Genomic DNA, 26759 nt, shown 5'->3' with positions numbered 1-26759 from the left:
GGAGCCTCCAAATGAGACTTCCAGAATGTCAGTCGTGATGGCGTTGCTGGCCTCAGCCACGGGTGTGGTAGGGGCGTGGCTGTTCTATCTGGCCTCACCGAAACAGCAGTGGCGGCGCGCCGGACCCTGGCCTGTCCGTGGGAAATGGATTCCCGGCAGCACCTTGTCGCTGGTCTCGCTTGCCTTGTTCCTGTCTTTGATGGGAAGTGGTGCGGCCTTCTTCACCTGGTTGACGATTCTGATGCTGGTCTGGTCAGTGGCGCCGTTCCTGGGCGTCTGGCGTGGCCGTCGAGGCGGAGGCCCGCATGGCCAAGCCTGACAAGCTGCAGAGCCGGCACTGGTTCGGAAAGACCTGCGCCGGCGTGTTCCTGGGTTTCGGGCTCTCCCTGGCCTTGTCCGGCCTCTTTGCCTGGTTCGGACCCGGCGGCATTGATGGCGGCGGTGGCAAAGCCCAGTTCAACATGTGGCTGGTCGCGCTGCTGTGGGCGCCCCTCCTGTCATTCGTCTTCTTTTTCCGTAGCAGCGCAAGCGCCTGGCTGTGGCTGGGTGCTGCCAACCTGGTCGCCTTTGGCGCACTCTGGCTGGCGCGAAGCCAGCTGGGCTGATTGGACCCCGCATGAAGATCCGCAACGACATCATCAAGGTCTACAAGGACGTGCACATCTGGGTCGGGATCTTTGCCGGCCTGATGCTGTTCATTGCCTTCTATGCCGGCTCGATCACCATGTTCGAGAAGCCGCTGGAACGATGGGCAACGCCGCCGTCCGCGCTGTCTGCGCCGGTCCCGATGGAACGTGCACCTGACCTGCTGGCGGCGGTGCTCAAGAAGCATCCGGAAGCCGCGAAGAACTACACCGTGATGGTGCAGACATCACCTGAAGCGCCTGCCCGCGTGATCTGGCGGGTACGTGGCGACAAGCCACGGCAGTTCACTGAGTTTGGCGCAAGCTTTGACGAGAAGGGCCACCTCCAGGTGGAGCAGCTGCGCAAGGCACCAGTGGCGCAGCTTGTCGACACCTTGCATCAGTTCGTCGGCCTGCCGTTCCCGGATGCGGTTTCGCGCCCCGTCATGGGCATCATTGCGCTGATGTATGCCGTGGCACTGATCTCCGGCGTCATCGTGCTGCTACCGACGCTGGTGAAAGACTTCTTCGCCGTGAGGGTAGGCAGGAACATCAAGCGCATGTGGCTGGATGTGCACAACGCGCTGGGCATTGTCAGCCTGCCGTTCCACCTGATCATGGCCGTGACCTGCGTGGTATTCGCGTTCCACGATCAGATCTACGACATCCAGGACAAGGTGGTCTATCCCAACGGCATCCAATGGGGCGAAGAGCACGATGCCAGGCCCGCTCCGGGCGCCCAGCCTCTGCCTGCTCCTGCACTGCTGGAAAAGGTAAAGGCACAGCTGCCGGGCTTTGAGGTCTACAGCCTGGGCTTCCAGCAGAAGGGGAGTGTGGTCGAGGGGCGTGTGACCGGCCTGGATATCCGTTACGGGACGCGTGCCCGCACGTACATGAGCACCCATCTCGATCCCTACACCGGCGTGGTGGACACGCATGATCTGCCCGGGCACATGGATGGCTGGGATACGGCGGTCAATGCCTTCTTCATGCTTCATTTCGGCAGCTTCGGCGGAAACCCGGTGCGCTGGATGTACCTGTTGCTTGGACTCGGCGGCGCAATCGTGTTCTACACCGGCAACCTGCTGTGGATCGAATCACGACGCAGGAAGCAGCGCGATGCCAACCTGCCGGCGCAGAAGCGATCCACTCGCGTGCTGGGATCCTTGACGATCGGCGTGTCCCTGGGCTGCGTAACCGGCATCTCGGCGACACTGGCCGCCACCAAGTGGCTCCCTGGGCTGGTGGCCAATGTTTCGGCATGGCACGAAGGCATCTACTATGCGGCCTTCCTGCTGGCAGTCGCCTGGGCATTCCTGCGTGGGGCCGCGCGCTCCGCTTACGAGCTGCTGTACGCTGGCGCCATGGTGACGGCACTGATTCCGGTCGGCAGCCTTGCAGCATTGGTCGGCGTGCCAGGCACCTGGAACCATTCAGGTGCCGGCGTGGCTGTGGACGCGACCGCAATGATCGCCGCTCTCATTCTCTGGCAGCTGGCGAGGCGTTCCAGGAAGCGCGCAAACGCGGGTCACATGGACAGCGTTTGGGCCATCGACGGAAAGGCAACCACAAGGGCAGTGCACACCCAGGCGGCCGGGGAGTAGATCCGCCCCTGAAACGATTGCCGAGGCGGGCAGGTAGGCATTGGATGGAAAAAACAGCCGTTGCCCAAGCTACCCTGGACGCAGCAAGAATTCGACCCGGCCATGAACAGGCCTGAACGGCCCGCTCTTCAGTTCGGCGAGGCACGCGTCATGGGTACTTTGCACGTACCAGGTACGCCGCATTCACGGCCACCGACAACCGCACTCACCACACTCCCCCTTCATTACACACAAAGGGGTGCCACATGGCCACCTGTGATGTCTGCGGCAACAACTACGACAAGAGTTTCACCCTGCAGCAGGGCGGACGCAGCGGAACCTTCGATTCGTTCGAATGCGCGATCCATGCATTCGCGCCGCGCTGCGCACATTGCAACTGCGCGGTTATCGGGCATGGCGTTGAAGGAAAGGGCCAGATCTTCTGCTGTGCACATTGCGCCGGTCATGCCGGTGTACAGGGTGTAGCGGACCGGGCCTGAACTGCCTCGATTTGATCCTGCCGATTACGCAGAGACCAGCGACGAAAGTCGGACGACCCGGGCTGCGCCCGAGTCTGCCAGCACTGCCAGTGCACGCCGTTTCTGCGAGGGCATCGCCGCCACAGCTTCCAATGCCACCACGACCTCGAACTCCCTGGCGTTGGCGTCCAGCGCCGTGGCCAGGACACACGAGTCGGCCGTCATGCCAGTGAGGCAAAGACGGCGTACTCCCAGCTTGGCCAGCAGAATCGGCAAGGGACTGGCGAGGAACGCCGAGTGCTTGGGCTTGAGCACGAAATAGTGGCCGGGCAGGGGGGAGAGGGTGGTGGCAATTCGGGCAGCCGTCCCCCCGTCCCGCTGGCACTGCTCCACTTGTTGGCGGAAGTCCCGCTTCCAATCTGAGAAGTTGTCATTGGCATAGATGACTGGCCACCCTTGGTCATCGAAGTGGTCTCTCAGGCGGCGGATCTGCCGGGCCGCGTTCTCTGCCGCTGGCGCCAGCGCGTCTGCACCTGGGAAGTCGAAACGACTGAACATGTCGACGATCAGCAGGGCGGTAGAAGGGCGGCGTGCCATGCCTCAATCTCCTGTCTGCGCATGCGGCGCTTCGACCGGCTTGGACTGTGGCGAATCCTTCTGGCGCAGGAAGATGGTCAGCACAACCAGAGACAGCACGGCCAGAAACTCACTTTGCCAGTTCTGCATCGATTCGAACCAGAACGTGCTGCTGGCCAGGTGCTCGAGAAAGCCCGGTACTGGCAGGCCCTGCAGCTGCTGCTCGGCCTGTTCGGCTCGCCAGCTTCCCAATGCGTGCAGCGTAAAGCTGGCCAGGAACAACAGGCCGAAGGCGATCGCAAGCGAATGGCCGTAGATGACTTTCCATGCGCCACCACGCCTGACGGGCCAAGGCGCCGGCCCCGGCTCGATGCGATTCTGTTCCTGCACAGGGTCCAAGGGCCGCGATTCGGCCGAACCGCGCTGGCGCAGGCTCACTGTCAGAAGAACATACATCCCCATCTGCAGGAACTCGCTCTCCCAGTTCTCGAATGTGGCGCTGACGAAATGCCCGGTTGCCAGGTAGTGCCAGAGATCGATCGGCGTGCGTCCGTGCTGCACCAGCTCCTGGTTGTGCACGTGATGTCCCGCAACTGCCTGCCCACCAATGAATACGACGGTGAGCACGAGCAACACCAGCGAGAGACCGTTGCGTTTCCACATGCAACACCTCGTTCAGGCTGTTTCAATGGCCGTGATGAAGCTTGCGCCGCCAGCGGGCCATGAGCTGTGAATCCGGCGCATCCAGTATGTGAGGCGGTCTCAACGTTTCCCTGTTGGATCGGGATCAGGACGCTCGTAGTCCTCGGGTACAGCCTTGGGGCCATCGCCGTCGTCGGGCATGTCGTGCTCCTTCCATCTGGCTCGATCATTGCGCCGCTTGTCCGGCGTATGTGCCTTCGACTGATCATCCACGTCCGTGGTCGGATTGAAGGGAAGCTTGTCGGTCATGGATGGCTCCTGCGGCGGAAACCTGCACCTTGCACCGGGCTGGGTTAACGCCACGACGCCGCAGAATGAACGCCGCGCACACCGGGATGTCACCGCGGCGGGATGGCGGCCTTGCGATGCTGGAGATCCGAACTCCTGGAGACGCACGATGCAGGCATTGACCTACCACGGCCGCAAGGATGTACGTGTCGAGACCGTGCCGGACCCGGTACTGGCCGCAGACGACGACCTGATCCTGCGTGTCACCGCTACCGCCATCTGCGGCTCCGATCTGCATCTGTATCGCGGCAAGATTCCCGATCTGCACGACGGCGATGTGCTGGGCCACGAGTTCATGGGCATCGTGGAGGAGGTCGGCAGCGGGGTGACCCAGGTGAAGCCAGGTGATCGTGTTGTCATTCCCTTCGTGATCGCCTGTGGTGAGTGCTTCCACTGTCGGCTGGCCGAGTATGCCGCCTGCGAAACCACCAACCCGGGCAAGGGCGCCGCGCTGAATCAGAAGGGCCTTCTGCCGCCGGCCGCGCTGTTCGGATACAGCCATCTGTATGGCGGAGTTGCCGGTGGCCAAGCGGAGTTCGTGCGCGTGCCCAAGGCGAATGTGGGTCCGCTACGTATTCCGGAAGGCGTTGCCGACGAGCAGGTCCTGTTCCTGTCTGACATCCTCCCCACCGGCTACCAGGCCGCGCTGAACGCAGGGGTGAAGCCGGGCTCAACGGTGGCCATCTTCGGTGCGGGCCCGGTCGGGCTGATGAGCGCGGCCTGCTGCCGCCTGCTGGGGGCCGAGACCATCTTCATGATCGATCATCTTCGGTACCGCCTTGACTATGCGCGCAGGGCCTACGGGGTGACCCCCATTGATTTCAACGAGATTGACGATCCGGCCGATTTCATTCTTGCCCAAACCAGTGGGCGGGGCGTGGATGCGTGCATCGAGGCTGTAGGTTTCGAGGCTGAGGGCAGTGCGCTGGAGTCAGCGTTGACCGCTGTAAAGCTGGAAGGCAGCAGCGGCGTGGCGATCCGGCAATGTATTGCAGCCGCACGCCGCGGTGGCGTGGTCAGTATTCCAGGTGTCTACGCCGGCTTCATCCATGGATTCCTGTTGGGCGACGCGTTCGACAAGGGGCTGACATTCAAGATGGGGCAGACCCATGTGCAGGGACTGATGCCGGAACTGCTCGACGCAATCATGGAAGGAAAGCTGGACCCGGGTGACATCATCTCGCACCGGATGCGCCTGGCCGATGCAGCGCAAGGCTATGCAATGTTTGATGCCAAGGACGACGACTGCCGCAAGATCGTATTGACACCCTGAGCATGCCGCAATGAGCGCGATCGTCATGGCATGCGTCTATGCGCTCTGGTTGGCCGCCGGTTGGCTCGACTTCCATTTCCACCGGCGAACCGACCTGCCGCACACTTCCGCGATGCGCGAAAGCCTCCTGCATGGGGTACAGCTTCTGCTGATCGGCAGCGGGGTGCTTGCGTGGCTGGCGCTGGAAAACACGTTGTCGCTCGTCACGTTCCTGACACTGCTGGTCATCGCACACGCGGTCGCCGGTTACTTCGACACCGTCAGCGCGGACGGCCGCAGGCGCATCAGTCCAGCGGAACAGCATGTGCACAGCGTGCTCGATGCTGCGCCATGGGTGCTGCTGGGCTGGATCGGCTGGCAGGCCCCGTCGCGGTGGTCGCTCAACGTGAAGGCTGCAGCACCGGAAATCTGGTGCCTGATACTGCTGCCGGCGCTGGGCCTGGTGGTGCTGCCATGGTTGTGGGAGCTGCTGCAGTGTTTCCGTGCACGAGAACAGCGGCGGCAGATAGGCGCGTGAGGATCGTTGCGCGGGGCATTCATGTGCCCGCCACACCTCCAAGACAGTCGTATGACTGCCTGCCGCCTACGTTCATGGCGTATCTCCATTGCAGACCCGCCCATGCAGGATGTGACGCCGCCTTCTCCGTTGTTCAACCACGCACGCCAGGTGCTGGTCCAGCAGCCTGTACTGCCTTTGCCCGGAGGCGGCCAGACGCTGCAGCGTTGGCAGGCGCTGGCGGCCTGGGGGGCAGAGGATCTCTGCCTGGCCAAGGTGCTGGAGGCCCACTATGACGCCCAGGCGATCATTGCCGAGCTGAAAGCGCCTGCCGTTGCAGAGGACCAGTTGCTGGCCGTCTGGGCTGCAGAGGGCCCGGCCAACACCCTTCGCATCGATGCCGGCGGTAGTCTCTACGGTGACAAGCCCTGGTGTTCCGGCAGCGCGTGGGTGGATGCGGCACTGGTCACGGTCCGCAACGCCCAGGGCGTATGGCTCTGCCATGTGGCGGCAGAGCATTGGCGCACACTTGCAGGCGAGCCATGGGCCGCCGTTGGCATGGCCGGAATCCCATCCACCACGGTGCGGTTTGACGCTGCACCGATGGTGATCCTGGGCGCGCGACGACTACCTGCAGCGGCCGGGTTTCTGGCATGGCGGGGCAGGCATTGCGGCGGTCTGGTTTGGCGCAGCGGTCGCGTTGGCCGAGCGCATGCGACAGGCCTGCACCGAGGGGAATCGAGCACGACTACTGGGTGAAGTGGACCTCGCATTGGCGCCGGCCGCGGCGCTGCTTCGCGAGCTGGCGGCACGCATCGATGCCGAGCCCGAATTGGCGCATCGCGAGGACGTGGTGCGGGTACGCTGCGTGGTCGAGCGTGCGGCCACCCGCGTGCTGGATCTGGCGGGCCGGGCGTTGGGCCCGGCCCCCATGTGCCTGGAAGACGCCCATGCCCACCGTTGCGCTGACCTGACCGTGTTCCTCCGCCAGTGCCACGCTGATCGCGATTGGGAATGGCTGGGCGGGCAGCGGGCGGCCCAGGAGGCGGCATGGGCGCTGTAGGCAGGGCACCGCTGCAAGGCGAAGGAACCCACGAGCAGGCATGGCTGCGCTGCCATTGGCTCCGGCAGCAGCCGATCACAACGGCAACCGCACTGTGCACCGGGCATGACCGCCTGGTAGTGGTCGCGCCGCATCCGGACGACGAGATCCTCGGTTGTGGCGGGCTGCTCCATCACGCAGTGGGGCAGGGCATGGATGTGAGCGTCGTTGCAGTGACGGATGGCGAAGCATGCTATCCGGGCGAGCCGTGGTGGACGCCAGAGCGCCTGCGGTCGGCACGACGGGCGGAGCTTGCCGCGGCACTTCGCGAACTCGGCATCGGGGCCGGCTCGGTGTTTCATCTGGGCATCTCCGACGGCGCGGTCAGCGCGCACGAACAGGGCCTGGAAGGCTGGCTGCAACAGCATCTGCAGCCGCGCGACCTGGTCCTCGCGCCTTGGCGGTTTGATGGCCACCCCGACCATGAAGCGGCAGGGCGTGCTGCCTGCAGCGCTGCGCGGGCAGTGGGTTGCCGCCGGCTGGAGTACCCGGTATGGGGATGGCACTGGCTGGATCCGGCCTGCGCACATATGGCGTGGGAGGTCCCCAGGCTGGTCGACATCTCAGCCGTGGCGGCCGCGAAACGAAACGCGATCGCCCAGTTCCGGACGCAGACGGGCGAAGTGCCGGAGCTGAACAGCCCTCCGGTGCTGCCCGCGCATGTACTGGCCCGGTTTTTCCGAACCTACGAGGTATTCCTTGCATGAGCGCACAGCCGTACTTTGATGACCTGCATGAGCAGGAGGACCCCTTCGGCTACCGCAGCCGCTGGTATGAAGAGCGCAAGCGTGCACTGCTGCTGGCAAGCCTGAGCCAGCGTCATTTCAACCGTGGCTGGGAGCTGGGTTGCTCCAATGGCGTGCTGACCGAGGCCCTGGCCACCCGCTGCGAGCGCTTGCTGGCGACCGACATCAGCCCGCGAGCGGCATTCCAGGCCCGCCGCAACCTGGCCCACCTGCCGCACGTGCAGGTCCACTGCGCCAGCCATCCTGAGCACTGGCCGCCGGGCCGCTTCGATCTGATCGTCTGCGGCGAGATGGGCTACTACCTGGGAGCTGGCGCACTGCGTGAGCTGCGCGCCGGTATCGGGGAAGCACTTCGCGATGACGGGCTGCTGGTGGCCTGCCATTGGCTGCCTTCGTTCCCGGGACGCGCGAGCCGCACCGAAGTCGTGCATCGATACCTGGGTGAAGGCCTGCAGGAAGCCTTCCACTATCGCGACGCAGACTTCGTACTGCAGGGGTGGACGCGCGGCGCGATGTCGTTGGCCCGCCTGGAGGGCCTGCGGTGATAGGCGTGCTGGTTCCGGCCCACAACGAGGCAGCCAGCATCGAGCGGTGCCTGCAGTCGATCAGGAGGGCGGCCCTGAATCCTGGCCTGGGCGGTGAAGCGGTGGAGGTGATTGTTGCGCTGGACGACTGCTCGGACGCCACGGAATCCATCTGCGGCCAACAGCGGGTCGATACGCTGCGGTTGGATGCACGCTGCGTCGGCATCGCCCGGGCCGCGGCCGCCGCTGAACTGCTGGGGCGGGGTGCGAGGTGGCTGGCGAGCACGGACGCAGACAGCGAGGTGCCCGCGGAGTGGTTGGTTGCACAGCTTGAGGGGCGCTGGGACGCTTTCTGTGGGCTGGTGGACATTGCAACGACCTGTAGGGCCGAAGAGCGCCTGCGCAAGGCCTTTCAGGGACGGCAGAAATGGGGAGACGATCATGGACGTATCCATGGTGCGAACCTTGGGGTTTCCTCCCAGGCCTATCTGGCGGCAGGCGGCTTCGCGGCGCTGCATTGCGCAGAAGACGTCCAGTTGGTGGAGACGCTGCAGCGCCTCGGCGCTGATGTGCGATGGGCCGGTGCGCCCGTGGTCATGACCAGTGCGCGCCTGGCAGGCCGCGCGGCAGGAGGGTTTTCAGCCTACCTGGCGGAGATGGGAGTGGCGGGATCCGCCTCGGCGGCAGGCCGGCCAATCGTGCTGGCCTGACGATCGGCCGTTCTGGCGCGCCGTGGCAGGCAACAGCGGAAATGCGGTGACGTCCTCAGCTCACCGGGCAAAGTGTGCCCAGTTCACGTTTGGCGTTTGCGGTCTCTCAACCGCACCGCCCTTGGACTGGAATCGATCAGCGGGGTCACCCGGTTCCTGTTGCCAGGACCGGTCGCATCTTCACACCCAAGCGCCCGGACACTGGAACAGCCGGGTGTCCAGGCAGCACAGTCAGTGCGTGGCCGAAGAGGTGCAGGTGTTTCCCACCACATGTTGAACGGCTTGTTGCAACTGGTCGATGTGGAACGGCTTGGCCACAAAGGCCGCACGCCGGTGGCGCTGCGGCACCAGCTGGTCATACACCGCAGAGACAAACAGGAAGGGGATGCCGAGCTCGGCCAGCCGATCGGCAACGGGAAAGACCACACCGTCACGAAGCTCCACATCCAGAACGGCGCCATCAAACGTCTGTGTTTCCAGCAGACCCATCGCATCAAACACGCTGTAGGCATGGGTCACCTGGCCACCGCTGTCTTCCAGCGCCTGCTCCATCAGCGCGGCCAGGTCGAACTGGTCTTCCACCAGCAGCAGGTTGCATCGGTGCTGGTTCGTATCGCGTTGCATGCATGAATGCCTGTCTTGCCTGGGGAGCTGCAGTGTGTGCTGCGCAGCATCAACGCCGCGAGTGTGGAATGTCAGCCCGGTGCGAAGCCACGCAGGTGGCACTGCTGCCGTCGATGTGGCGTGGAAAGAGGCCCGGCGTTTCTTGACGGCGTTTTGGCAGGGGCCATGGATTACTGCCGCCAACTTCCGCAATGGAGCTTCTGACATGCATCGCCCTGATCCCGCTTCGCCACGTGTGCTCCGTGTTGAGAGCATGTCACTGGACTGCGGCGGTGCCGCCGTGGTTGCAGAGCTGGACCGCACACCTGAACGGGCGTGGATGAAGTCGTTGAAGCGAGCCCTTCTGGCTGACAACGTTCTGGACGGCGCGCAGGCCAAGTTTGATGGCCGCTTCGTGTACGTCGTGGGCATGGAAGAGAGCGGGCATCGCGTCCAGCATCGCGTGGTGCAGGCGCTGGTGTCGGCGGAACCGGGGCGGGACCCGGCCAGGCTCAAGGGTTTCCCGGGTGCGGCACTCTCCGGTTCAGTGACCGCCTGAGTGCGGCCAGGCCACAGCTCAACGCAGCCTCCACACGGATCTCACCGCGCGTACGATCCGCGTCGCTAAGGTAGCGCTGTCTGCAGCAACCGGTGGTGTCATGCCCCTTCGTGCGATTGCCTATGTGAGTGAAGCCTCCCGCAACCTGACCGCAGAGCGGCTGCAGCAGCTTGTGGCGGAGGCAGTGCTGTTCAATGAATCTGTCGATGTCACCGGCACGCTGTTGTTCGATGGCTCGCGCTTCCTGCAGTATCTGGAGGGCCCGGAGTCCGGGGTCAATGCGGCATACGCGCGCATTCTGGCGGCCAGCAGCCACAGCGGGATGGTCGAACTCAACCGGGGCAGGCTGGGACGGCGACAGTTTCCGCACTGGCGGATGAACTGCGTGAGGGTGGATGAGCTGGCCCTTGGAAAAATCGCCATTTCCGACTGGACGGGTTTCGTGCGCGGCGCGTCGATGCTCGCCCTTGGGACCAGCGCGCTCGATCGGCTGCAGTGGGTGGCGCAGTCGCCTTCGGAAGGCGGGGGCGGCAGGTTGCTGGAACCGGACGGCCCGACGGCGCGATGAACGCAGTGCCTTCCCCGAATGCGCCAGGCCTGATACGCATCGGCTGCGCCGGCTGGTCGTTGTCGCGGGCTGGGCAGGCAGCCTTCGGCGCAGGCGCCAGCGTCCTGCAGCGCTATGCCACCTGCTTGCCCATGGTGGAGATCAACTCTTCCTTCTACCGTCCCCATCAGGCCGGAACGTATGCGCGGTGGGCCGCGAGCGTGCCAGGCGGTTTCCGCTTCGCTGTGAAGCTGCCACGCACGATCAGTCATGAACGCCGGCTGCGCAACGCGATGCAGCCGCTGGAGCAGTTCCTCGGCGGCGTGATGGCGCTGGGTGACAAGCTGGGTCCGCTGTTGCTTCAGCTACCGCCCAGCCTGGAATACGACCCAGCGACAGTGGCGGAGTTCCTGCAGGGCCTGCTTGTACGCACCACGCGTGATGTCGCCTGTGAGCCACGCCATCCCAGTTGGTTCACCCCGGAAGTGGACGCCCTGCTGAGTGACCATGGTGTCGCCCGGGTTGCGGCAGACCCTGCACGGGTGCCAGCCGCGGCGATTCCCGGCGGAGACTGCACGTGGAGCTACTGGCGCTGGCACGGGCAACCGCAGATCTATCGGAGCGCTTACAGTGAGCAGGTGCTTGAGGGCCTGGCACAGCAGCTGCAGCGTGAATCCGATGCACAACGTCCCATCTGGTTCGTGCTGGACAATACCGCGCTGGGACACGCCTCCGGCAACGCCCTGCGCCTGCAGGCCCTGTTGCGTGAGCCTGCGCATGCCTGAGGGCCCGTCCATCGTCCTGCTTCGGGAGGCTGCGGCTCACTTCAGGGGGCACGTGGTACGCGCCGTATCGGGAAACAGCCGGATCGACCTGTCATCGCTGCAGGGCCGCAGGGTCAAGGCGGTCCGCAGCTGGGGCAAGCACTTTCTGTTGGAGTTCAGCCACCAGACCCTGCGCATCCATCTGATGATGTTCGGCAGCTGGCGCATCGACGAACGGAAGCCAACCCCGGCGCGGGTATCCCTGGTGTTCGACAATGGGGAACTGAACTTCTATGCCTGTTCCGTAAAGCTCATTGGCGAGCCATTGGACGACGTCTACGACTGGCGCGCGGACGTGATGAACGATGCCTGGGATCCGAAGCTGGCCCGGCGCAAGCTGAAGGCAATGCCGGACGTCCTGGTCTGCGATGCGCTTCTGGACCAGACTGTCTTCGCCGGCGTAGGCAACATCATCAAGAACGAAGTGCTGTTCCGCATACGCGTGCACCCGGCCACTCGCCTGGGCAACCTGCCGCCGCGCAAGCTCACCGCCTTGATCACGCAGGCACGCGCCTACAGCTTCGATTTCCTGGAGTGGAAGCGCCGCTTCGCGTTGAAGAAGCACTGGCAGGTACATATGCGCAGGATCTGCCCGGTCTGCGGTGGCCCGATCAGCAAGCTGTACATGGGTACCACCCGGCGGCGCACCTTCTTCTGCCCGAACGACCAGGTGCTGTACGGACCCTGAGGCCGCCTTCCATGGCGGCCGTGCTGCATTCCACGCGGCTCAGGCAGCCTGCGCGGCCTTGGCGTTACCGCCGCCCTTGGCCAGCAGGGTGAGCTTTTCATCGGTCGCCTTCTCTTCCTCCAGCGTCTCCAGCAGCAAGGGGAGGGCATCCTTGTAGCCCAGCTGTTTGGCCAGCGCGGCGATGGTGCCGTAGGACGCAATTTCGTAATGCTCGACCTTCTGCGCGCCACCAATCAGCGCGGCATCACGCACAGGGCCCATGTCGATGCTGTCAATCACCTCCTTGCCTTCCTCTACAAGACCCTCCATCGCCGCGCACTTGATGCGCTTCAGGCGGATGCCAAGCACCTCCACCACCTGGTCGATGCGCTCGATCTGGCCCTGGGTTTCTTCCAGATGCGTTTCGAACGCCGCCGCCAGATCCGGATTCTCGGCCGCACGGGCCAGGCGCGGGAGGGCCTTGGTCAGCTGCTTCTCGGCGCTGTAGATGTCCGAGAGTTCGTGGATGAACAGGTCTTCCGCCGTCTTGATAGCCATAGTGGGCTCCGCGTTGAGTGGAGCGCTCAGCGTAGGCGTCGCCCGGTTGCGCCAAAGCAGGGGCCAGGTGAAGGCTGCATGGGAACGTCAGCAGAAAGCCTGTGCGCCGTCTTCACGAAGCGGCGCCCGTCACCGTGTGTGGCTGCATTTCGCTGCCGGCAGGCCTTCGGCATGGCTTCACGATGGCATCGTAGCTTGGGGCTGCTTGCGTCCCCGGTCGATGGCCTCCGTCGGAACAGCGCTGCAAGGCCCTGCCGGGCAGCGCCTTGCACCAGGACATCCCCACGCGGGTCTGCCGCCGTCGCGGCCCCCTTCAGGCCTCGGCGGCCGCGTCCGCATCGCAAGGCATGCAACGCTCTTTCTTGAACTTGATGTCTGCAGCGGTCTTCGCCAGTGCCTCGTAACGCTGGCGTATCTCTTCAAGGTGAGCGGGCTCCATCGATTCCAGGTTCAACAGCTCCTGGTTGGCATCCTTGCTGACCCGGATGAGTTCATCCAGCTTGATGTGCAGCGCGGCCGTATCGGCGTTCTGCGTATGCTGGATCAGGAACACCATCAGGAAGGTCACGATGGTCGTCCCCGTATTCACCACCAGCTGCCACGTATCATTGAAGTGGAAGGCCGGCCCGCTGGCGGCCCAGGTGATGATCCCCCCCAGCGCGGCGACGAATGCGCCCAGGCTGCCGGACAATCGTGCCGTTGCGGCCGCCACACGGGCAAAACCGCGCCCGATCACGCGTCACCTCCCGCGGCCTCCTTATCCGTGCGGCGGTCTGGCAGCGTGACCCGCTCCCCAAGGCGCTTGGCCTGCTCTTCCGGGGTTGGTGCAGCAACAAAGGGAGAGATCGGGTCACCGGCGGGGAAGGTTTCCTGCAGCGCTTCGTCATGGTTGCGGCGGTTGTGCAGCTTCGCCTGCAGTGGACTGACAGGATCGGGATTCTGCGCTTGCGGGTCCGGGTGGGGAAGGTCTTTCTGATCACGTTGCATGGTGCGGTCTCCAGGTTGGGTGCCACGGCTCAGGTGGCGCGCCCAGCATAGGAACTGCATCGTGAGCGGCCCCATCAAGGGCGGAGCAACGTGGCGTCAAGCCTTCAGGCAAAACGCGTTAACAATCAGCAGGGCGGGGGTGTTCGGGGTCGGCCACGACGGCGACAGGCCATCACCTGGCCCACCACGGCCGTCAACAGCAACATCGCATTGGTCACCACGAAGACGGTGCTGCCCAGCATCGCGCTGTAGACGGTAAACAGCGCGGACGCGGTCATCTGGCCCACGAACAGCCACTTCGATACCACCTCGGGGTTTGGCGACTGCCACTGCTTCACCATCTGCCGGATCAACGTCGCCATCAGGACCGCCGTGGCGATCCAGCCAAGTACATCGGGATGCATGATCGCCTCCTATCGTGCAGATGACTCACGCTAGCCCTTGGCCGCGCAACGGCGTAGCAAGGGGGGTGAAGGTGGCATTCCACCTCCTGCGCCCTCACACCATTCACTCCGCAGCAGCGAGAATGGCCTACCGGGCGCGCCCATTGCGCGGCCCGCCCGCCGAATGCAGGAACGCTGAAATGTCCAACACCCCCTTTGGTGAATCGTCATGCGCTGCCGCCGCCAGCGGTTGCGTCGAGGTGCGTGGTGCCCGCGAGCACAACCTCAAGAATGTCGACGTTTCCATTCCGCGTAACGCACTGGTGGTGTTCTCCGGCGTATCAGGTTCCGGCAAGTCATCGCTGGCCTTCGGTACCGTCTTCGCTGAAGCGCAGCGGCGTTACTTCGAGTCCGTTGCGCCCTATGCACGCCGCCTGATCGATCAGGCGGGCGTGCCCGATGTGGACGCCATCGATGGCCTGCCGCCGGCAGTGGCCCTGCAGCAGCAGCGCGGGGCCAGCAATGCGCGTTCGTCAGTGGGCAGCGTGACCACGCTGTCCAGCCTGGTGCGCATGATGTACTCGCGTGCGGGGGCGTACCCGGCCAACCAACCCATGCTGTATGCCGAGGACTTCTCACCCAACACGCCGCAGGGCGCCTGCAGCACCTGCCATGGCCTGGGGCATGTCTACGAAGTGACCGAAGCGCTGATGGTTCCGGACCCCTCGCTGAGCATCCGCGAGCGCGCCATCGCCTCCTGGCCGCCGGCCTGGCATGGCCAGAACCTGCGCGACATCCTGGTCACGCTGGGCTACGACATCGACGTGCCGTGGAAGAAGCTGCCGAAGAAGGACCGGGACTGGATCCTGTTCACCGAGGAAGCGCCCAGCGTGCCCGTCTATGCCGGGTTCACGCCCGCCGAGACCCGTGCCGCGCTGAAACGCAAGCAGGAGCCCAGCTACATGGGCACCTATACCGGCGCGCGGCGTTACGTGCTGCACACCTTTGCCAACACCCAGAGCGCGCTGATGCGCAAGCGCGTTTCGCGCTACATGGAAGGCCGGTTGTGCCCGGCCTGCCACGGAAAACGCCTGAAGCCGGAGGCGCTTTCGGTCACCTTTGCCGGCGTGGATATCGGCGAGTTCATGCGGCTGCCGCTGGACCAGCTGGCGGCGCTGCTGGGGCCCATCGCGCAAGGCGACTTCAGTGCCCACAGCACCGGCGCGCGTACCAGCAGGCGCGCGACACCCCGCGATCGCGCCCGTCGGGCCGCGAGTGGCCAGGCGACCCACGAGGGTGCCCCCGACGTGCGGCTGACCTCCGCCCTGTCGGAAGAGAAGCGCCTGGCAGCACAACGACTGGCAGGCGGGGTCATGGCCCGTGTACGGCAATTGCGTGACCTGGGCCTGGGGTACCTCTCGCTGGATCGCGCCACGCCCACGCTGTCGGCCGGCGAACTTCAGCGCCTGCGGCTGGCCACGCAGCTCAGCTCCTTGCTGTTTGGCGTGCTGTACGTTCTCGACGAACCCTCGGCCGGCCTGCATCCGGCCGACAGCCAGGCGCTGTACGACGCGCTGGAGCGCCTGCGCGACGGCGGAAACTCGGTGTTCGTTGTTGAACACGATCTGGAGCTGATGCGCCGCGCGCAGTGGCTGGTGGATGTTGGGCCAGAGGCGGGCGAGCACGGTGGCCAGGTCCTTTACAGTGGCGAGCCCGACGGCCTGCGCCAGACCCAGGGGTCGCGCACGGCGCAGTACCTGTTCGACCAGGTGCCCGCACCCGCCAGCCGGCAGCGCAACGCCAGCAGCTGGCTGGAACTGAAGGGCATCCACCGCCACAACCTGCGGGGCGTGGACGCACAGGTGCCATTGGGGCTGTTGACCGCAGTGACCGGCATTTCCGGTTCGGGCAAGTCCAGTCTGATGGCGCAGGCGCTGCCCGAGCTGTTGCTGCTGCACCTCGGGCATGAGCCCGCGGACGACAGCGCCGATAGCGCGCCCACCGACGGGCCAACCGTGATCGAAACGACCCGGGGCACATTGGCAGGCGACATGAACGCCATACAGCGGGTGGTGCAGGTCGACCAGAAGCCCATCGGCCGCACGCCACGCTCCAACCTTGCCACCTATACCGGCTTGTTCGATCACGTGCGCAAGCTGTTCGCCGCGACACCCGCCGCGCGCCGCCGCCGTTTCGATGCGGGGCGCTTCTCGTTCAACGTGGCCAAGGGCCGGTGCGAGACCTGCGAAGGCGAGGGTTTCGTCAGCGTCGAACTGCTGTTCATGCCCAGCGTCTACGCGCCGTGCCCCACCTGCCACGGTGCGCGATACAACGAAGCGACGCTGAAAGTGCAGTGGAACGGCCGCAACATCGCCGAGGTCCTGCAGATGACGGTGGACCAGGCGCATGCGTTCTTCAGCGAGGAAGAGGTCATTGCCCGGCCGCTGCAGTTGCTGCAGGAGATCGGCCTGGGCTATCTGAGGCTGGGCCAGCCGGCCACGGAACTTTCAGGCGGCGAAGCGCAGCGCATCAAGCTGGCCACAGAGCTGCAGCGCAGCCAGCGCGGGCGCACGCTGTACGTGCTGGACGAGCCCACCACCGGCCTGCATGCGTCGGACGCGGACAGGCTGCTGGTGCAGCTGCAGCGGCTGGTGGACGCGGGCAATACGGTGGTGATGATCGAGCATGACATGCGCGCGGTTGCGCAGGCGGACTGGGTAATTGATGTCGGGCCTGGCGCAGGCGGGGCAGGGGGCACCATCGTGGCGAAGGGCACGCCGCAACAGGTGGCTCGGGCCAAGGGCAGCAGGACGGCGCCGTTCCTGGCGCGGGAGCTGGCTTCCGCGTAGCGCCGAGCCATGCTCGGCTGTCGATTTCCGCCGCATCGAGCCTCCCAGGTAGCGGGTGCTGCGAACTCCAGTCCAGCCATGGCACCGGAAGGACAACATCGAGGCCGCGCTTCCAGATCTCGACTTGACCGAGAGTGTCCGCGGCTGGCCGAAGTCAGAGGTGCCGGCGCCAGACAACCCGGCCAAGAGTGCTGGAGCCCCCGATCGATCCTGGGCAGGCCTAGACGCGCAGCGCATCGACCACCAACCGGAATGCTGGCGATGACTGCCGTCGGCTGGGGTAATACAGGTGGTATCCGGGAAACGGCGGACACCAGCGTGCCAGCACCCGCACCAGTTCGCCCGTTTCGATGTGGGGCGCGAACTCATCTTCGGGCAGGAAGGCGACACCCAGGCCCTCCAGCGCCGCAGCAACGATATGGTGACTGGCATTGAAGATGACTTGCCCTTCGACGCGCACGTTCTGCTCTCGCCCGGCTCGCTCGAATTCCCAAACGTAAAGGCCGCCATGGGTCGGGAACCGGATGTTGATGCAGCGATGGCCGACCAGATCACGCGGCGCCTTCGGCGGCGGATGCTTTTCCCAGTACGCAGGTGAAGCCACTGCCGCCATGCGCAACTGCGGCCCGATGGGCACGGCGATCATGTCCCTGTCGATCTCTTCGCCCATCCGCACGCCAGCGTCGAAACGATCCGCCACGATGTCCCGCAGGCCATAGGAGACGTCGAACTCGATATGGATGTCAGGGTACTGGTGCATCAACGGCGTGAGCTTGGGCAACAGCGTCGTGCGCAGCACGTGGTCGCCGCTGGTGATGCGCACCGTTCCGGCAGGCTTATCCCGCAGTTCGGTGATGGCGTCGAGTTCGGCTTCGATCTCGTCGAAGCGATGCCCGATGGCCCGCATCAGGCGCTCGCCGGCAGGTGTCGGCGCCACGCTGCGCGTGGTTCGGGTGAGCAGGCGGATCTGCATCCGCGCCTCCAAGCCGCTGACCGCCTGGCTGACCGCCGATTGGGTGACTCCCAATTGGGCGGCTGCGCGCGTGAAGCTGCCCTCGCGCGCTACCGCGATGAATGCAAGCAGATCGTTGAGGTTGCTCCTGGCCATGGGGCCCAGTGTGCCATGCACATTCATTAGAAGCACTAATAGACGCATTCACTAGCCAGTACCTAGTCGCAGAAGCGTCCGGGGACCAGACTGCACCGGCAATGGTGGTCGCCCGACCCCCAGGAGAGCCATATGAAAGCCCTTGCTCTGTCCGCCGCGCTGCTATTGGCCCTGGTGCCTGTCGCTGGCAGCGCCCAGGACGCCCCGACATCAGGAGGATATGCCATGACACTGACGCAGACCTGGGACAAGGTGTTCCCGAAAAGCGACAAGGTCGATCACCGCAAGGTGATGTTCAAGAACCGCTATGGCATCACCTTGGCGGCCGACCTGTATCGGCCGAAAAATGCCAGTGGCAAATTGGCGGCGATCGCCGTCGGCGGCCCGTTCGGCGCGGTGAAGGAACAGTCGTCCGGCCTGTATGCGCAAACGATGGCCGAGCGCGGTTTCGTCACTCTGGCGTTCGACCCGTCCTATACAGGCGAAAGCGGTGGCGAGCCGCGCAATGTCGCCTCGCCAGACATCAATACCGAGGATTTCAGCGCCGCCGTCGATTTCCTCGGCCTGCAACCCAACGTCGATCGCGAGCGCATCGGCATCATCGGCATCTGCGGCTGGGGCGGAATGGCCTTGAATGCCACCGCCGTTGACAAGCGGGTCAAGGCCGTCGTGGCCAGCACCATGTACGACATGACGCGCGTCATGTCCAAGGGCTACAACGACCGCGTGACGCCGCAGCAGCGCACGCAGACGCTGGAGCAACTGAGTCGGCAGCGCTGGAAGGATGCGGAGGCCGGCAAGCCCGCCTACCAGCCACCCTACAACGAACTGAAGGGTGGCGAGGCGCAGTTCCTGGTCGAGTACCACGACTACTACCGCACGAAGCGCGGGTATCACGCACGCTCGGTCAATTCCGGCAACGCCTGGACGATCACGACGCCGCTGTCCTTCATGAACATGCCGATCCTGACCTACATCAAGGAGATTTCGCCGCGCCCGATCCTGTTCATCCACGCTGAAAACGCCCACTCCCGCTACTTCAGCGAAACCGCGTACGCCGCTGCGGCGCAGCCGAAGGAACTGGTGATCGTACCGGGCGCCAACCACGTCGACCTGTACGACCAGATGGACAAGATTCCGTTCGACAGGATGGCGGACTTCTTCAATCAGAACCTGGCGGCGAAATGAGCATGCCGGTGGATATGCCGGCGGTCGTCGACCAAGGCGGGGGGGCGGCGCAACCTGCACATTGGGGCGGGGTCTTCGCCATGACCCTGTGCGTGTTCGCGCTGATCGCGTCCGAGTTCATGCCCGTGAGCCTACTGACGCCGATGGCCGCCGACCTTCGCGTCAGCGAAGGTTGGGCGGGTTACGGCATTGCCATTTCCGGGGCGTTCGCCGTGCTCACGAGCCTGTCCATCTCCACGCTGGCCGGCAGCATGAACCGCAAGACCGTGCTGCTGGCACTGACCGGCCTGATGGCATTGTCAGGCACCGTGGTCGCGCTGGCGACGAACTATTTTGTCTATATGGCCGGACGTGCGCTGATCGGCGTGGTGATCGGCGGCTTCTGGTCGATGTCGGCGGCCACCGCGATGCGCCTGGTGCCGCCGGACCAGGTGCCGCGCGCCTTGGCCATCTTCAATGGCGGCAACGCCCTGGCCACGGTCATTGCCGCGCCCTTGGGCAGCTACCTGGGTTCGGTCATCGGCTGGCGCGGGGCCTTCTTCTGCCTGGTGCCGGTGGCGGCGATGGCGCTCGTCTGGCAGTGGATCAGCGTGCCAGACATGGACGTGGAGCCGGCAAGCAAGCCGGCGAACGTGTTCCGTCTGTTCAAGCGCCGATCGGTCGCATTGGGCATGGCTGCCTGTGGTGCGTTCTTCCTGGGGCAGTTCGCCTTGTTCACCTATGTGCGACCGTTCCTGGAAACAGTGGTGCGCGTGAACGTATCCACGCTGTCGCTCATCCTGCTCGGGATTGGTGTGGCCGGCGTCATCGGCACCGCAATCATCGGGACATTCCTCAAACAAGGTCTGTATCGAACCCTGATTGTCATTCCCGTCCTGATGGCGGCCATCGCCCTGGCCCTGATCCCCTTCGGTACCGGGCTCGGCACCTCGGCCGCCCTCCTGGCAATGTGGGGCCTGCTCGCTACGGCGGCGCCCGTAGGTTGGTGGAGCTGGATCGCGCAGGCCCTGCCGGGGGATGCCGAGGCCGGCGGTGGATTGATGGTGGCGGTGATCCAGTTGGCGATTGCCTTGGGCTCCACCATTGGCGGGATGCTGTTCGACGGCAGCGGCTATCAAGGCACCTTCGTGGTGAGTGCAGCCGTCCTCCTTTTGGGTGCCTTCCTGACCCTGCTGGCATCGCGCTCACAAGCGCCGCGGGGCGTTGCATGAGCGGCACGACCATGACCTCGAATTACTCTCGCCCCACCCTTGGACCGTCGGAGAAGAAGGCTCTGCGCGCTTGGCGTAGTGCTCGGCCTGTCGGTCATGGGTGGGTGCAAGGCCAGCCAGCCAGAGGCGTCCGTAGCCGTCGCCCAGGATGCCGTTACGGCATCCACCAGGCAGGAGGAGTCCCGAATGTGGATGACCATCGGCGAACGCCGCTTCGCCATCACCTTGGCCGACAACGAAACCGCAAGGACTTTCGCCACGCGATGCCCATTAACGCTGGACATGGCCGAGCTCAACGGCAACGAAAAGCACGCTGAACTCTCGCAAGCGCTTCCGGCCGATGCCAGTCGCCCCGGGACGATCCACAGCGGCGACCTGATGCTCTATGGATCGAGTACGGTCGTCGTCTTCTACAGAACCTTCCGCTCGTCTTACGCCTACACCCCGCTGGCGCGCGTGGATGATCCTGTTGGCCTGGGTCAGGAGCTCGGTCAAGGCAGTGTACAGGTGACTTTTTCGCAATGACCGCTCCTGGCCGAGAGCGGAAGCACACCAGGGCAGGGCGCCGTAATGACACTCTGCGGCCCGGGACGGGCTCCGGCGCGGTGCCGGAGCCCCTGTTGCTCACTTTTCCTGCAGGAACGTCAGCAGATCCTGGTTGACCTTGTCCTTGTGGGTATCGGTCAGGCCATGCGGCGCACCCGGGTACACAATCAGCCTGGCGCCCTTGATCAGCTTCGCCGACTGGCGGCCAGAGATGTCGATTGGCACGATCTGATCGTCGTCACCGTGGATCACCAGCGTCGGCACGTCGAACTTCTTCAGGTCGGCGCGGAAGTCGGTGGCCGAGAATGCAGCGATCGAATCGTACGTGTTCTTGTGGCCACCCTGCATGCCCTGCGCCCACCAGGCATCGATCAGGCCCTGCGACACCTTCGCGCCCGGGCGGTTGAAGCCGTAGAACGGGCCGGACGGGATGTCCTTGTACAGCTGTGCGCGGTTGTCCATCTGCGCCTTGCGGATGCCATCGAACACTTCGATCGGCAGCCCGTTGGGGTTGTCGGCGGTCTTCAGCATGAGCGGCGGCACCGAGCTGATCAGCACCGCCTTCTTCACCCGGCCGGTGCCATGGCGACCGATGTAGCGCGCCACTTCGCCGCCGCCAGTGGAGAAGCCCACCAGGGTGACGTCGTGCAGGTCCAGCGTGTTGATCACCGTGGCCAGGTCATCGGCGTAGTGATCCATGTCGTTGCCATCCCAGGGCTGGCTGGAACGACCGTGGCCGCGACGGTCATGCGCGATGACGCGGTAGCCGTGGTTGGCGAGGAAGATCATCTGCGATTCCCAGCTGTCCGAGTTCAGCGGCCAGCCGTGGCTGAAGGTAACCACCGGGCCGTCCTTCGGGCCCCAGTCCTTGTAGTAGAGCTGCACGCCATCGGCGGTGGTGATGTAGCTGGCGGTGCGCGCGATGCTGGTAACTGCCGCCGGCTTGGCCGGTTCGGCGGCTTGCGCGGACAGGCCGGCCTGGACCGACAGGGCGAGGGTGGCAATGGCCAGGGTGCGGGCGAAGGTGTTCATGCGGAAACTCTCATGGGTGGGTGGTGAGGCGTACTTTGCGCCTGCAACCAGGCGCCTGGGTGATGAACTGTCCGGATTTCTTGATGGATCGTCTTGCACGGTTGTGCGCGTACGAACCGCCCGCCATCGCTTGTTGACATGGGTAGAACGATCGTTCTACCTTGTGGCCATGAGCAAGGCTGGCACCGACACCCAACAGAAGATCCTGGCTACGGCCGAGGCGCTGATCTACCAGAACGGGATCCATGCCACCGGCATGGACCTGCTGGTGAAAACTTCCGGCGTTGCCCGGAAGAGCATCTACCGTCACTTTGAAAACAAGGACCAGGTGGCCGCAGCTGCGTTGAACGCGCGCGACGTTCGTTGGCTTCAGTGGTTCCAGCAGGAGTGCGACAAGGCCGACACCCCGGAGGCGCGCATCCTCGGCATGTTCACCGTGCTCAAGGACTGGTTCCAGTCCGAGGGCTATCGCGGCTGTGCCTTCATCAACACCGCAGGCGAGGTCGGCGACCCCGACGATCCGATTCGCCACATCGCAAGACATCACAAGCAGAAGCTGCTGGATTACACGCTGGAACTGACCGCACAGCTGGATATCGAGCAACCGGCTGCCTTGGCGCGGCAGCTGCTGGTTCTCATGGAAGGCGCCATCACCGTCTCGCGCGTGATGGGCGACTACAACGCCGCAGACACTGCAAGGGATGTTGCAGCGGTGTTGTTGGAGCAGGCCAGGCGCTGACGCCTGAGTCATCAAAACCCGTCGAAGCACCCCGTTCATCCATTTGATTGGAGGCCCCACCGTGTCCACTGAATCAGCCCGCCCGCCACTTCCCCCGTTCACCCGTGAATCGGCCATCGAGAAGGTTCGTCTTGCCGAAGACGGCTGGAACACCCGCGATGCCGACAAAGTCTCGCTGGCCTATTCGCTGGACACCGAGTGGCGCAACCGTGCCGAGTTCACCCATGGCCGCGAGGAAGCCCGGCAGTTCCTGGCCCGCAAGTGGAAAAAGGAGCTTGAGTACCGCCTGATCAAGGAGCTATGGGCCTTCACCGACAACCGTATTGCCGTGCGCTACGCCTATGAGTGGCATGACGACTCCGGCAACTGGTTCCGCTCCTATGGAAACGAGAACTGGGAATTCGGCGCCGATGGCCTGATGCAGCGCCGCTTTTCGTGCATCAACGACATGCCGATCAAGGAAAGCGATCGCAGGTTCCACTGGCCACTAGGGCGTCGGCCGGATGATCATCCGGGGCTGTCTGACCTGGGCATGTGAGCGACCGCAGTGGCGCCACCGGAAGTTCGCCTCGGCCAGGATGAAGCGGTCGGCATCATTCAGGGGGTTCCTGGCAGGATCACCATAAAAAAGTGCCCGTCGTGAGAGGTAGACAGCTTGACCCAACGAAACCTGCGTGCAGGACTGTTGCTTGTCTATATGATGCTTCTTGCCTTGCTGGCATCTACTCCTTGGATCTGGCAGAAGTGGTCGCCCGGTGGCTTTGCAGCACCCGGCCCATTCTTCTGCAAAGAGCTTTTAAGCTCGGGCGGCGATGATGATGTAATGATCATGGCGTTTGTCGTCTTTGCGCTGCCACTGGTGCTGCGAGTCATTCGCCTGCTGTGTCCCGTTGGGGTTTACGAGGTCTGGCTTTTCTACATTTGCGTGGGCTTTGTAGGCTTCTCGCTGATGCTGGCCAGCCTCGATTGCGCGGATGTCTTCTACACGGCGTTCGTGCTTCCTGATCCCGCGTTGGCAGCGGCATTGCTGGCGATACCCGTTGCGGCTTTGGTGCTCGCTTATCTCCGGGCCAAATCGCGCCCAACTGCGCGCTGAACTGCACCATCGTCATTCGCAGCTGTTTCCGCTGCCACGCGATGCTGCCCAGGCCTCGTGGGTGCCGTAGCCGCTCTGGCGCAGATGCGCCGGACGATGTCGATCACTGTATCGGTTGTCCGGCAGAGGTGGCTCCGTCCGTCGCCCATTGCGACGGTGGTGATACGGCGATGCAGCACACCCCCCCCCAAGGACTCGTCGTTGGTCTGTTCGCGACCGGCGGGTACACTCGGGCCGACCCATGCGATGGACAACCCCATGCCAGCCGTCGGTGCAGGGCCGATCATCAGCAAGCGCGCAGCAGCGTGAGTGCCAGGAGGCACTCCAGCAGCTTTCGCTGCTCGCCGATCCGCATGCCGCGATCCATTCCGTCCGCAAGCACATCAGGAAACTGCGTTCGCTGCTGGCGCTGGTGCGCAATCCAGCGTTCGATCTGCAGGACCTGGATGCCACGCTGCGCCGCCTGGGCGTCAGCCTGTCCGATGCACGCGATGCGCATGTCGTGGTGGAAGCGGCGCAGCGGCTGCAGCAGCTTCATCCGGCACCGGGCTGGGCAGCGGTGATCGATGTGCTCTCGGCCAGGCGTGCACGCATTCTCGAGCAGCTGCTGCGGCGGGATCCCGGGCTGCAGCGCAGGGCCATGACGCTTCGGCGCGTCGCCCGGCAGCTGCAGGACCAGCCCTGGCACGCACTGCGCCGTCGGGACGTCCGCGCCGGGCTGGAGCGGACCCGGCGCCGGGTCCGCAAGGCCGCAACCCGCGCGACCCATGGCGGTACCCACGACGTCGAAGGCGTCCACCGCTGGCGCCGGCGCGCGCGGCGGCTGCGCATGCAGCTGGAACTGCTCAAGGACATGAAGCTGCGCCCTGGACGCTCCCGCGAAGGGCCGGAACACGGCAAGGCCGCTCGATCGCTGCATCAGCTCAGCGATCGACTGGGCGACATGCAGGATCTGCGGCTCCTGCGCAATCTGGTGCGGGCGATGCCCGCCTGCAGCGGCAAAGCGGTGGTGCTGCAGCTGATCGACGCAGCGCGCCACCCGCTGCCCGTCGACGCCGACGCAGGGACCGGCGCCTGACGGCGAGGCGGCCGTCATGAACGCGTCATACGGCACGCTTACCTTGCGGCGCACTTCAGGGGGTAAAGGCGACGCAGGTGGCCGAGCAGGCAAGACGGCGCCTGGCGCGCATGTTCGAGGACCACGCGCCGCTGCTGCGCGGCTTTTTCGTGCGGCGCGGCGCGCGTCAGGATGCCGAGGACCTGGTGCAGGAAACTTATCTGCGCCTGCTGCGTGCGCATGAAGGCAAGGGCGAGCCGATCGCCAACCCGGAAGCGTACCTGTTCACTGTCGCGCAGAATCTGGCACGCGAGCAGGCCGCGCGCCGGCGCTGGTCGACGCTGTCCATCGAAGAGATCGAAGGCCCGGGCCAAAGCCTGGCCAGCGGGGAATGCGTGGAAGATGCCGCCGAACGCGAACAGCGCCGTCAACGCCTGCAGGCGGCACTGGGAACCCTTCCCGAGCACACCCGGGCGGTGCTGGTCATGCAGTACCGCGATGGATTGAGCTACAAGCAGATCGCCGAACGCATGGGTGTTTCACCGCACATGGTGAAGAAGCACGTGATACGCGGGCTGTCGGTATGCCGCCGGGCGATGGCCGAACCGGCGGGGAGGTCGTGAGCGTGGCCATTGAACACCCGTCGGCGCTGACCCGGGCCGCCGCGCACTGGCATGCGCTGCAGCGCGAAGGTGACCTCAGCCCATCGCAGCAGCGCGCTTTCATGCAGTGGCTGCTGGTGTCCCCCGACCATCTGCGTGAGTACATGGCCATCAGCGAGGTGGCCGGGGCACTGGCCGAGACGCTGCGCGGCATGCCCGATGACCTGGATGCGCTGTTGAGCGCGCCTGCGCCAACCCGCAACGACATCGACAATGTAGTGCGGTTGTCGCCACGGCCCGCCGTTGCAACCCGGGAACGCGTGGCGCGGCCGGTACGCGGGCTGCCCCGCATCGCGGTGGCGGCGATGCTGATGCTGGCCGTCGGGGTGGGCACCACCGTTGCCTGGACGCGCACGGGGCACTACGTGGCCGCACATGGCACGCCACGCCAGATCACCCTGTCCGACAGCACCGTCGTGCGCCTGGACGCGGAAAGCGAGATATCGGTGCGCATGACCCTGTTGGGGCGGCGCGTCGAGCTCGAACGTGGCCAGGCCAGCTTTGTCGTGGCCAAGGACCGGCGCCCCTTCGCGGTGCACGCCGCAGGCCTACAGGTCACCGATATCGGCACCACGTTCGATGTCTCGCTGCTGCGCGAGCAGGCGCGCATCGGGGTGAGCGAGGGCCGCGTGCATGTGCGTGGCGATGGTGGTCGCGGCCGCATGCTCGCCGACCTTGGCGCAGGGCAGGCCGCGCAGGTCGATTACCGTGACCAGCGCGTGCGCATCCGCGATGAGGACGCCGCCAGCATGACTGCGTGGTGGTCGGGCCGGGTGATCTTCCGCGACGAGGCGCTGCGCGACGTGGCCGACCGCTTCAACCGGCGCAACGCGCTGCGCCTGCATGTCAGCGACGACGCCGGCGCGCTGCGCCTGACCGGCAACCTGCGCGCCGATGACGTGGCATCGCTGCGTGCGTTTCTTGACCAGCAGCCGACGCTGTTCACGCAGGCCGATGCGGACGGGATCCACGTGCGGCTACGTGCCGGGTCGCCGCCGGCGCTGTAAGAAAAAATTCATCGAAAAAGCGGTGCCCGATCGG

The 26759-nt window shown here is 64.9% G+C and carries 33 protein-coding genes and 1 pseudogene; 24 read left to right on the top strand and 10 right to left on the bottom strand.

From position 1 onward, the window contains the following. Positions 1-34 precede the first annotated feature (34 nt). From ACZK2V_RS11810 to ACZK2V_RS11795, 4 genes are all read left to right on the top strand, one after another. Positions 35-319, top strand: coding sequence for a hypothetical protein (locus ACZK2V_RS11810; RefSeq protein WP_154352615.1), 285 nt, complete (start codon positions 35-37; stop codon positions 317-319). After that, positions 306-605 (top strand): hypothetical protein, encoded by a 300-nt coding sequence (locus ACZK2V_RS11805; protein WP_486322351.1) that lies wholly within the window; start codon positions 306-308, stop codon positions 603-605. The genes ACZK2V_RS11810 and ACZK2V_RS11805 overlap by 14 nt, the downstream gene beginning before the upstream one ends. A gap of 11 nt (positions 606-616) precedes the next feature. Next, entirely contained in the window at positions 617-2227 is a 1611-nt protein-coding gene (locus tag ACZK2V_RS11800) for a PepSY-associated TM helix domain-containing protein (RefSeq protein WP_486322350.1), read from the top strand. 245 nt (positions 2228-2472) lie between these two features. Next, positions 2473-2706, top strand: coding sequence for a hypothetical protein (locus tag ACZK2V_RS11795; RefSeq protein ID WP_049463413.1), 234 nt, complete (start codon positions 2473-2475; stop codon positions 2704-2706). A gap of 24 nt (positions 2707-2730) precedes the next feature. Here the strand turns inward: ACZK2V_RS11795 and ACZK2V_RS11790 are convergent, their stop codons facing one another. From ACZK2V_RS11790 to ACZK2V_RS11780, 3 genes are all read right to left on the bottom strand, one after another. Then, a complete protein-coding gene (locus tag ACZK2V_RS11790) occupies positions 2731-3282 on the bottom strand; it encodes a cysteine hydrolase family protein (protein ID WP_329810064.1) in 552 nt (183 codons plus the stop codon). Between the two features lie 3 nt (positions 3283-3285). Further along, positions 3286-3924 (bottom strand): DUF6766 family protein, encoded by a 639-nt coding sequence (locus ACZK2V_RS11785; RefSeq protein ID WP_486322349.1) that lies wholly within the window; start codon positions 3922-3924, stop codon positions 3286-3288. Between the two features lie 99 nt (positions 3925-4023). Further along, complete coding sequence (locus tag ACZK2V_RS11780; RefSeq protein WP_080355380.1) at positions 4024-4212, bottom strand: hypothetical protein; 189 nt, start codon at positions 4210-4212, stop codon at positions 4024-4026. A gap of 148 nt (positions 4213-4360) precedes the next feature. On the opposite strand from ACZK2V_RS11780, the gene ACZK2V_RS11775 reads away from it, so the two are divergent. The 6 genes and pseudogenes from ACZK2V_RS11775 (at position 4361) to ACZK2V_RS11750 (ending at position 9102) form a co-directional block, all read left to right on the top strand. Continuing rightward, a complete protein-coding gene (locus tag ACZK2V_RS11775) occupies positions 4361-5524 on the top strand; it encodes a zinc-dependent alcohol dehydrogenase (RefSeq protein ID WP_262082674.1) in 1164 nt (387 codons plus the stop codon). A gap of 10 nt (positions 5525-5534) precedes the next feature. Continuing rightward, positions 5535-6041 (top strand): hypothetical protein, encoded by a 507-nt coding sequence (locus tag ACZK2V_RS11770; RefSeq protein WP_154352610.1) that lies wholly within the window; start codon positions 5535-5537, stop codon positions 6039-6041. Positions 6042-6143: 102 nt separating this feature from the next. Then, positions 6144-7083 (top strand): annotated as a pseudogene (locus ACZK2V_RS11765) (acyl-CoA dehydrogenase). Beyond that, positions 7071-7829 (top strand): PIG-L deacetylase family protein, encoded by a 759-nt coding sequence (locus tag ACZK2V_RS11760; RefSeq protein ID WP_486322348.1) that lies wholly within the window; start codon positions 7071-7073, stop codon positions 7827-7829. The pseudogene ACZK2V_RS11765 and the gene ACZK2V_RS11760 overlap by 13 nt, the downstream one beginning before the upstream one ends. Further along, positions 7826-8413 carry a class I SAM-dependent DNA methyltransferase gene (locus tag ACZK2V_RS11755; protein WP_486322347.1) on the top strand — a complete coding sequence of 196 codons (588 nt, stop codon included), beginning with the start codon at positions 7826-7828 and terminating at the stop codon, positions 8411-8413. The genes ACZK2V_RS11760 and ACZK2V_RS11755 overlap by 4 nt, the downstream gene beginning before the upstream one ends. Then, a complete protein-coding gene (locus ACZK2V_RS11750) occupies positions 8410-9102 on the top strand; it encodes a glycosyltransferase family 2 protein (protein ID WP_486322346.1) in 693 nt (230 codons plus the stop codon). The genes ACZK2V_RS11755 and ACZK2V_RS11750 overlap by 4 nt, the downstream gene beginning before the upstream one ends. A gap of 231 nt (positions 9103-9333) precedes the next feature. Here the strand turns inward: ACZK2V_RS11750 and ACZK2V_RS11745 are convergent, their stop codons facing one another. Continuing rightward, complete coding sequence (locus ACZK2V_RS11745) at positions 9334-9726, bottom strand: response regulator (RefSeq protein ID WP_486322345.1); 393 nt, start codon at positions 9724-9726, stop codon at positions 9334-9336. Positions 9727-10045: 319 nt separating this feature from the next. On the opposite strand from ACZK2V_RS11745, the gene ACZK2V_RS11740 reads away from it, so the two are divergent. From ACZK2V_RS11740 to ACZK2V_RS11725, 4 genes are all read left to right on the top strand, one after another. After that, positions 10046-10264 carry a hypothetical protein gene (locus ACZK2V_RS11740; RefSeq protein ID WP_486323323.1) on the top strand — a complete coding sequence of 73 codons (219 nt, stop codon included), beginning with the start codon at positions 10046-10048 and terminating at the stop codon, positions 10262-10264. Between the two features lie 100 nt (positions 10265-10364). Further along, positions 10365-10832 (top strand): BLUF domain-containing protein, encoded by a 468-nt coding sequence (locus ACZK2V_RS11735; protein WP_262226570.1) that lies wholly within the window; start codon positions 10365-10367, stop codon positions 10830-10832. Further along, entirely contained in the window at positions 10829-11596 is a 768-nt protein-coding gene (locus tag ACZK2V_RS11730; protein WP_486322344.1) for a DUF72 domain-containing protein, read from the top strand. The genes ACZK2V_RS11735 and ACZK2V_RS11730 overlap by 4 nt, the downstream gene beginning before the upstream one ends. Continuing rightward, positions 11589-12323 (top strand): DNA-formamidopyrimidine glycosylase family protein, encoded by a 735-nt coding sequence (locus tag ACZK2V_RS11725; protein WP_486323322.1) that lies wholly within the window; start codon positions 11589-11591, stop codon positions 12321-12323. Before ACZK2V_RS11730 ends, ACZK2V_RS11725 begins: the two co-directional genes overlap by 8 nt. Before the next feature lie 39 nt (positions 12324-12362). Here ACZK2V_RS11725 and ACZK2V_RS11720 read toward each other — a convergent pair whose 3' ends face one another. From ACZK2V_RS11720 to ACZK2V_RS11705, 4 genes are all read right to left on the bottom strand, one after another. After that, positions 12363-12860, bottom strand: coding sequence for a YciE/YciF ferroxidase family protein (locus tag ACZK2V_RS11720; protein ID WP_049463394.1), 498 nt, complete (start codon positions 12858-12860; stop codon positions 12363-12365). A 313-nt stretch (positions 12861-13173) separates the two neighbouring features. Then, entirely contained in the window at positions 13174-13596 is a 423-nt protein-coding gene (locus ACZK2V_RS11715; RefSeq protein WP_486322343.1) for a low affinity iron permease family protein, read from the bottom strand. Continuing rightward, positions 13593-13847, bottom strand: coding sequence for a hypothetical protein (locus ACZK2V_RS11710; RefSeq protein WP_486322342.1), 255 nt, complete (start codon positions 13845-13847; stop codon positions 13593-13595). Before ACZK2V_RS11710 ends, ACZK2V_RS11715 begins: the two co-directional genes overlap by 4 nt. Before the next feature lie 125 nt (positions 13848-13972). Then, a complete protein-coding gene (locus tag ACZK2V_RS11705) occupies positions 13973-14251 on the bottom strand; it encodes a hypothetical protein (RefSeq protein ID WP_486322341.1) in 279 nt (92 codons plus the stop codon). 179 nt (positions 14252-14430) lie between these two features. Between ACZK2V_RS11705 and ACZK2V_RS11700 the strand changes: the two genes are divergently transcribed. Next, positions 14431-17079, top strand: a complete 2649-nt coding sequence (locus ACZK2V_RS11700; protein ID WP_486322340.1) for an excinuclease ABC subunit UvrA — start codon at positions 14431-14433, stop codon at positions 17077-17079. Between the two features lie 220 nt (positions 17080-17299). On the opposite strand, the gene ACZK2V_RS11695 is transcribed toward ACZK2V_RS11700, so the two are convergent. After that, positions 17300-18187, bottom strand: a complete 888-nt coding sequence (locus tag ACZK2V_RS11695) for a LysR family transcriptional regulator (RefSeq protein WP_100472358.1) — start codon at positions 18185-18187, stop codon at positions 17300-17302. Between the two features lie 225 nt (positions 18188-18412). On the opposite strand from ACZK2V_RS11695, the gene ACZK2V_RS11690 reads away from it, so the two are divergent. From ACZK2V_RS11690 to ACZK2V_RS11680, 3 genes are all read left to right on the top strand, one after another. After that, the gene (locus ACZK2V_RS11690; RefSeq protein WP_486322339.1) at positions 18413-19375 is read left to right on the top strand and encodes an alpha/beta hydrolase; all 963 of its coding nucleotides are present in this window, start codon (positions 18413-18415) and stop codon (positions 19373-19375) included. Next, positions 19372-20586: an MFS transporter gene (locus ACZK2V_RS11685; RefSeq protein ID WP_201119207.1), complete on the top strand. Its 1215-nt coding sequence runs from the start codon at positions 19372-19374 to the stop codon at positions 20584-20586. The genes ACZK2V_RS11690 and ACZK2V_RS11685 overlap by 4 nt, the downstream gene beginning before the upstream one ends. Positions 20587-20772: 186 nt before the next feature. Further along, the gene (locus tag ACZK2V_RS11680) at positions 20773-21111 is read left to right on the top strand and encodes a cyclophilin-like fold protein (protein ID WP_201119344.1); all 339 of its coding nucleotides are present in this window, start codon (positions 20773-20775) and stop codon (positions 21109-21111) included. Positions 21112-21210: 99 nt separating this feature from the next. Here ACZK2V_RS11680 and ACZK2V_RS11675 read toward each other — a convergent pair whose 3' ends face one another. Continuing rightward, positions 21211-22164 carry an alpha/beta fold hydrolase gene (locus ACZK2V_RS11675; protein WP_201119205.1) on the bottom strand — a complete coding sequence of 318 codons (954 nt, stop codon included), beginning with the start codon at positions 22162-22164 and terminating at the stop codon, positions 21211-21213. A gap of 169 nt (positions 22165-22333) precedes the next feature. On the opposite strand from ACZK2V_RS11675, the gene ACZK2V_RS11670 reads away from it, so the two are divergent. From ACZK2V_RS11670 to ACZK2V_RS11645, 6 genes are all read left to right on the top strand, one after another. Next, entirely contained in the window at positions 22334-22903 is a 570-nt protein-coding gene (locus tag ACZK2V_RS11670; RefSeq protein ID WP_201119342.1) for a TetR/AcrR family transcriptional regulator, read from the top strand. 61 nt (positions 22904-22964) lie between these two features. Then, positions 22965-23441, top strand: coding sequence for a nuclear transport factor 2 family protein (locus ACZK2V_RS11665; protein WP_201119204.1), 477 nt, complete (start codon positions 22965-22967; stop codon positions 23439-23441). A 117-nt stretch (positions 23442-23558) separates the two neighbouring features. Further along, positions 23559-23999 carry a hypothetical protein gene (locus ACZK2V_RS11660; RefSeq protein ID WP_201119202.1) on the top strand — a complete coding sequence of 147 codons (441 nt, stop codon included), beginning with the start codon at positions 23559-23561 and terminating at the stop codon, positions 23997-23999. A 241-nt stretch (positions 24000-24240) separates the two neighbouring features. Then, positions 24241-25077, top strand: a complete 837-nt coding sequence (locus ACZK2V_RS11655; protein WP_486322338.1) for a CHAD domain-containing protein — start codon at positions 24241-24243, stop codon at positions 25075-25077. 110 nt (positions 25078-25187) lie between these two features. After that, positions 25188-25679, top strand: coding sequence for an RNA polymerase sigma factor (locus tag ACZK2V_RS11650; protein WP_429000647.1), 492 nt, complete (start codon positions 25188-25190; stop codon positions 25677-25679). After that, positions 25676-26725, top strand: coding sequence for a FecR family protein (locus tag ACZK2V_RS11645; protein ID WP_429000638.1), 1050 nt, complete (start codon positions 25676-25678; stop codon positions 26723-26725). The genes ACZK2V_RS11650 and ACZK2V_RS11645 overlap by 4 nt, the downstream gene beginning before the upstream one ends. Positions 26726-26759: the final 34 nt, after the last annotated feature.

This window comes from Stenotrophomonas sp. 93052_Sma (assembly GCF_056481145.1).
Note: the sequence above shows the minus strand (reverse complement) of the source record. Positions and strands in the feature narration are given on the sequence as shown.

Coding starts and splice junctions, on each gene's coding strand:
- ACZK2V_RS11805 (WP_486322351.1), top strand. CDS start 306: ATGGCCAAGCCTGACAAGCTGCAGAGCCGGCACTGGTTCGGAAAGACC.
- ACZK2V_RS11800 (WP_486322350.1), top strand. CDS start 617: ATGAAGATCCGCAACGACATCATCAAGGTCTACAAGGACGTGCACATC.
- ACZK2V_RS11795 (WP_049463413.1), top strand. CDS start 2,473: ATGGCCACCTGTGATGTCTGCGGCAACAACTACGACAAGAGTTTCACC.
- ACZK2V_RS11790 (WP_329810064.1), bottom strand. CDS start 3,282: ATGGCACGCCGCCCTTCTACCGCCCTGCTGATCGTCGACATGTTCAGT.
- ACZK2V_RS11785 (WP_486322349.1), bottom strand. CDS start 3,924: ATGTGGAAACGCAACGGTCTCTCGCTGGTGTTGCTCGTGCTCACCGTC.
- ACZK2V_RS11780 (WP_080355380.1), bottom strand. CDS start 4,212: ATGACCGACAAGCTTCCCTTCAATCCGACCACGGACGTGGATGATCAG.
- ACZK2V_RS11775 (WP_262082674.1), top strand. CDS start 4,361: ATGCAGGCATTGACCTACCACGGCCGCAAGGATGTACGTGTCGAGACC.
- ACZK2V_RS11770 (WP_154352610.1), top strand. CDS start 5,535: ATGAGCGCGATCGTCATGGCATGCGTCTATGCGCTCTGGTTGGCCGCC.
- ACZK2V_RS11760 (WP_486322348.1), top strand. CDS start 7,071: ATGGGCGCTGTAGGCAGGGCACCGCTGCAAGGCGAAGGAACCCACGAG.
- ACZK2V_RS11755 (WP_486322347.1), top strand. CDS start 7,826: ATGAGCGCACAGCCGTACTTTGATGACCTGCATGAGCAGGAGGACCCC.
- ACZK2V_RS11745 (WP_486322345.1), bottom strand. CDS start 9,726: ATGCAACGCGATACGAACCAGCACCGATGCAACCTGCTGCTGGTGGAA.
- ACZK2V_RS11740 (WP_486323323.1), top strand. CDS start 10,046: ATGAAGTCGTTGAAGCGAGCCCTTCTGGCTGACAACGTTCTGGACGGC.
- ACZK2V_RS11735 (WP_262226570.1), top strand. CDS start 10,365: ATGCCCCTTCGTGCGATTGCCTATGTGAGTGAAGCCTCCCGCAACCTG.
- ACZK2V_RS11730 (WP_486322344.1), top strand. CDS start 10,829: ATGAACGCAGTGCCTTCCCCGAATGCGCCAGGCCTGATACGCATCGGC.
- ACZK2V_RS11725 (WP_486323322.1), top strand. CDS start 11,589: ATGCCTGAGGGCCCGTCCATCGTCCTGCTTCGGGAGGCTGCGGCTCAC.
- ACZK2V_RS11720 (WP_049463394.1), bottom strand. CDS start 12,860: ATGGCTATCAAGACGGCGGAAGACCTGTTCATCCACGAACTCTCGGAC.
- ACZK2V_RS11710 (WP_486322342.1), bottom strand. CDS start 13,847: ATGCAACGTGATCAGAAAGACCTTCCCCACCCGGACCCGCAAGCGCAG.
- ACZK2V_RS11705 (WP_486322341.1), bottom strand. CDS start 14,251: ATGCATCCCGATGTACTTGGCTGGATCGCCACGGCGGTCCTGATGGCG.
- ACZK2V_RS11700 (WP_486322340.1), top strand. CDS start 14,431: ATGTCCAACACCCCCTTTGGTGAATCGTCATGCGCTGCCGCCGCCAGC.
- ACZK2V_RS11695 (WP_100472358.1), bottom strand. CDS start 18,187: ATGGCCAGGAGCAACCTCAACGATCTGCTTGCATTCATCGCGGTAGCG.
- ACZK2V_RS11690 (WP_486322339.1), top strand. CDS start 18,413: ATGACACTGACGCAGACCTGGGACAAGGTGTTCCCGAAAAGCGACAAG.
- ACZK2V_RS11685 (WP_201119207.1), top strand. CDS start 19,372: ATGAGCATGCCGGTGGATATGCCGGCGGTCGTCGACCAAGGCGGGGGG.
- ACZK2V_RS11680 (WP_201119344.1), top strand. CDS start 20,773: ATGTGGATGACCATCGGCGAACGCCGCTTCGCCATCACCTTGGCCGAC.
- ACZK2V_RS11675 (WP_201119205.1), bottom strand. CDS start 22,164: ATGAACACCTTCGCCCGCACCCTGGCCATTGCCACCCTCGCCCTGTCG.
- ACZK2V_RS11670 (WP_201119342.1), top strand. CDS start 22,334: ATGAGCAAGGCTGGCACCGACACCCAACAGAAGATCCTGGCTACGGCC.
- ACZK2V_RS11655 (WP_486322338.1), top strand. CDS start 24,241: ATGCGATGGACAACCCCATGCCAGCCGTCGGTGCAGGGCCGATCATCA.
- ACZK2V_RS11650 (WP_429000647.1), top strand. CDS start 25,188: ATGTTCGAGGACCACGCGCCGCTGCTGCGCGGCTTTTTCGTGCGGCGC.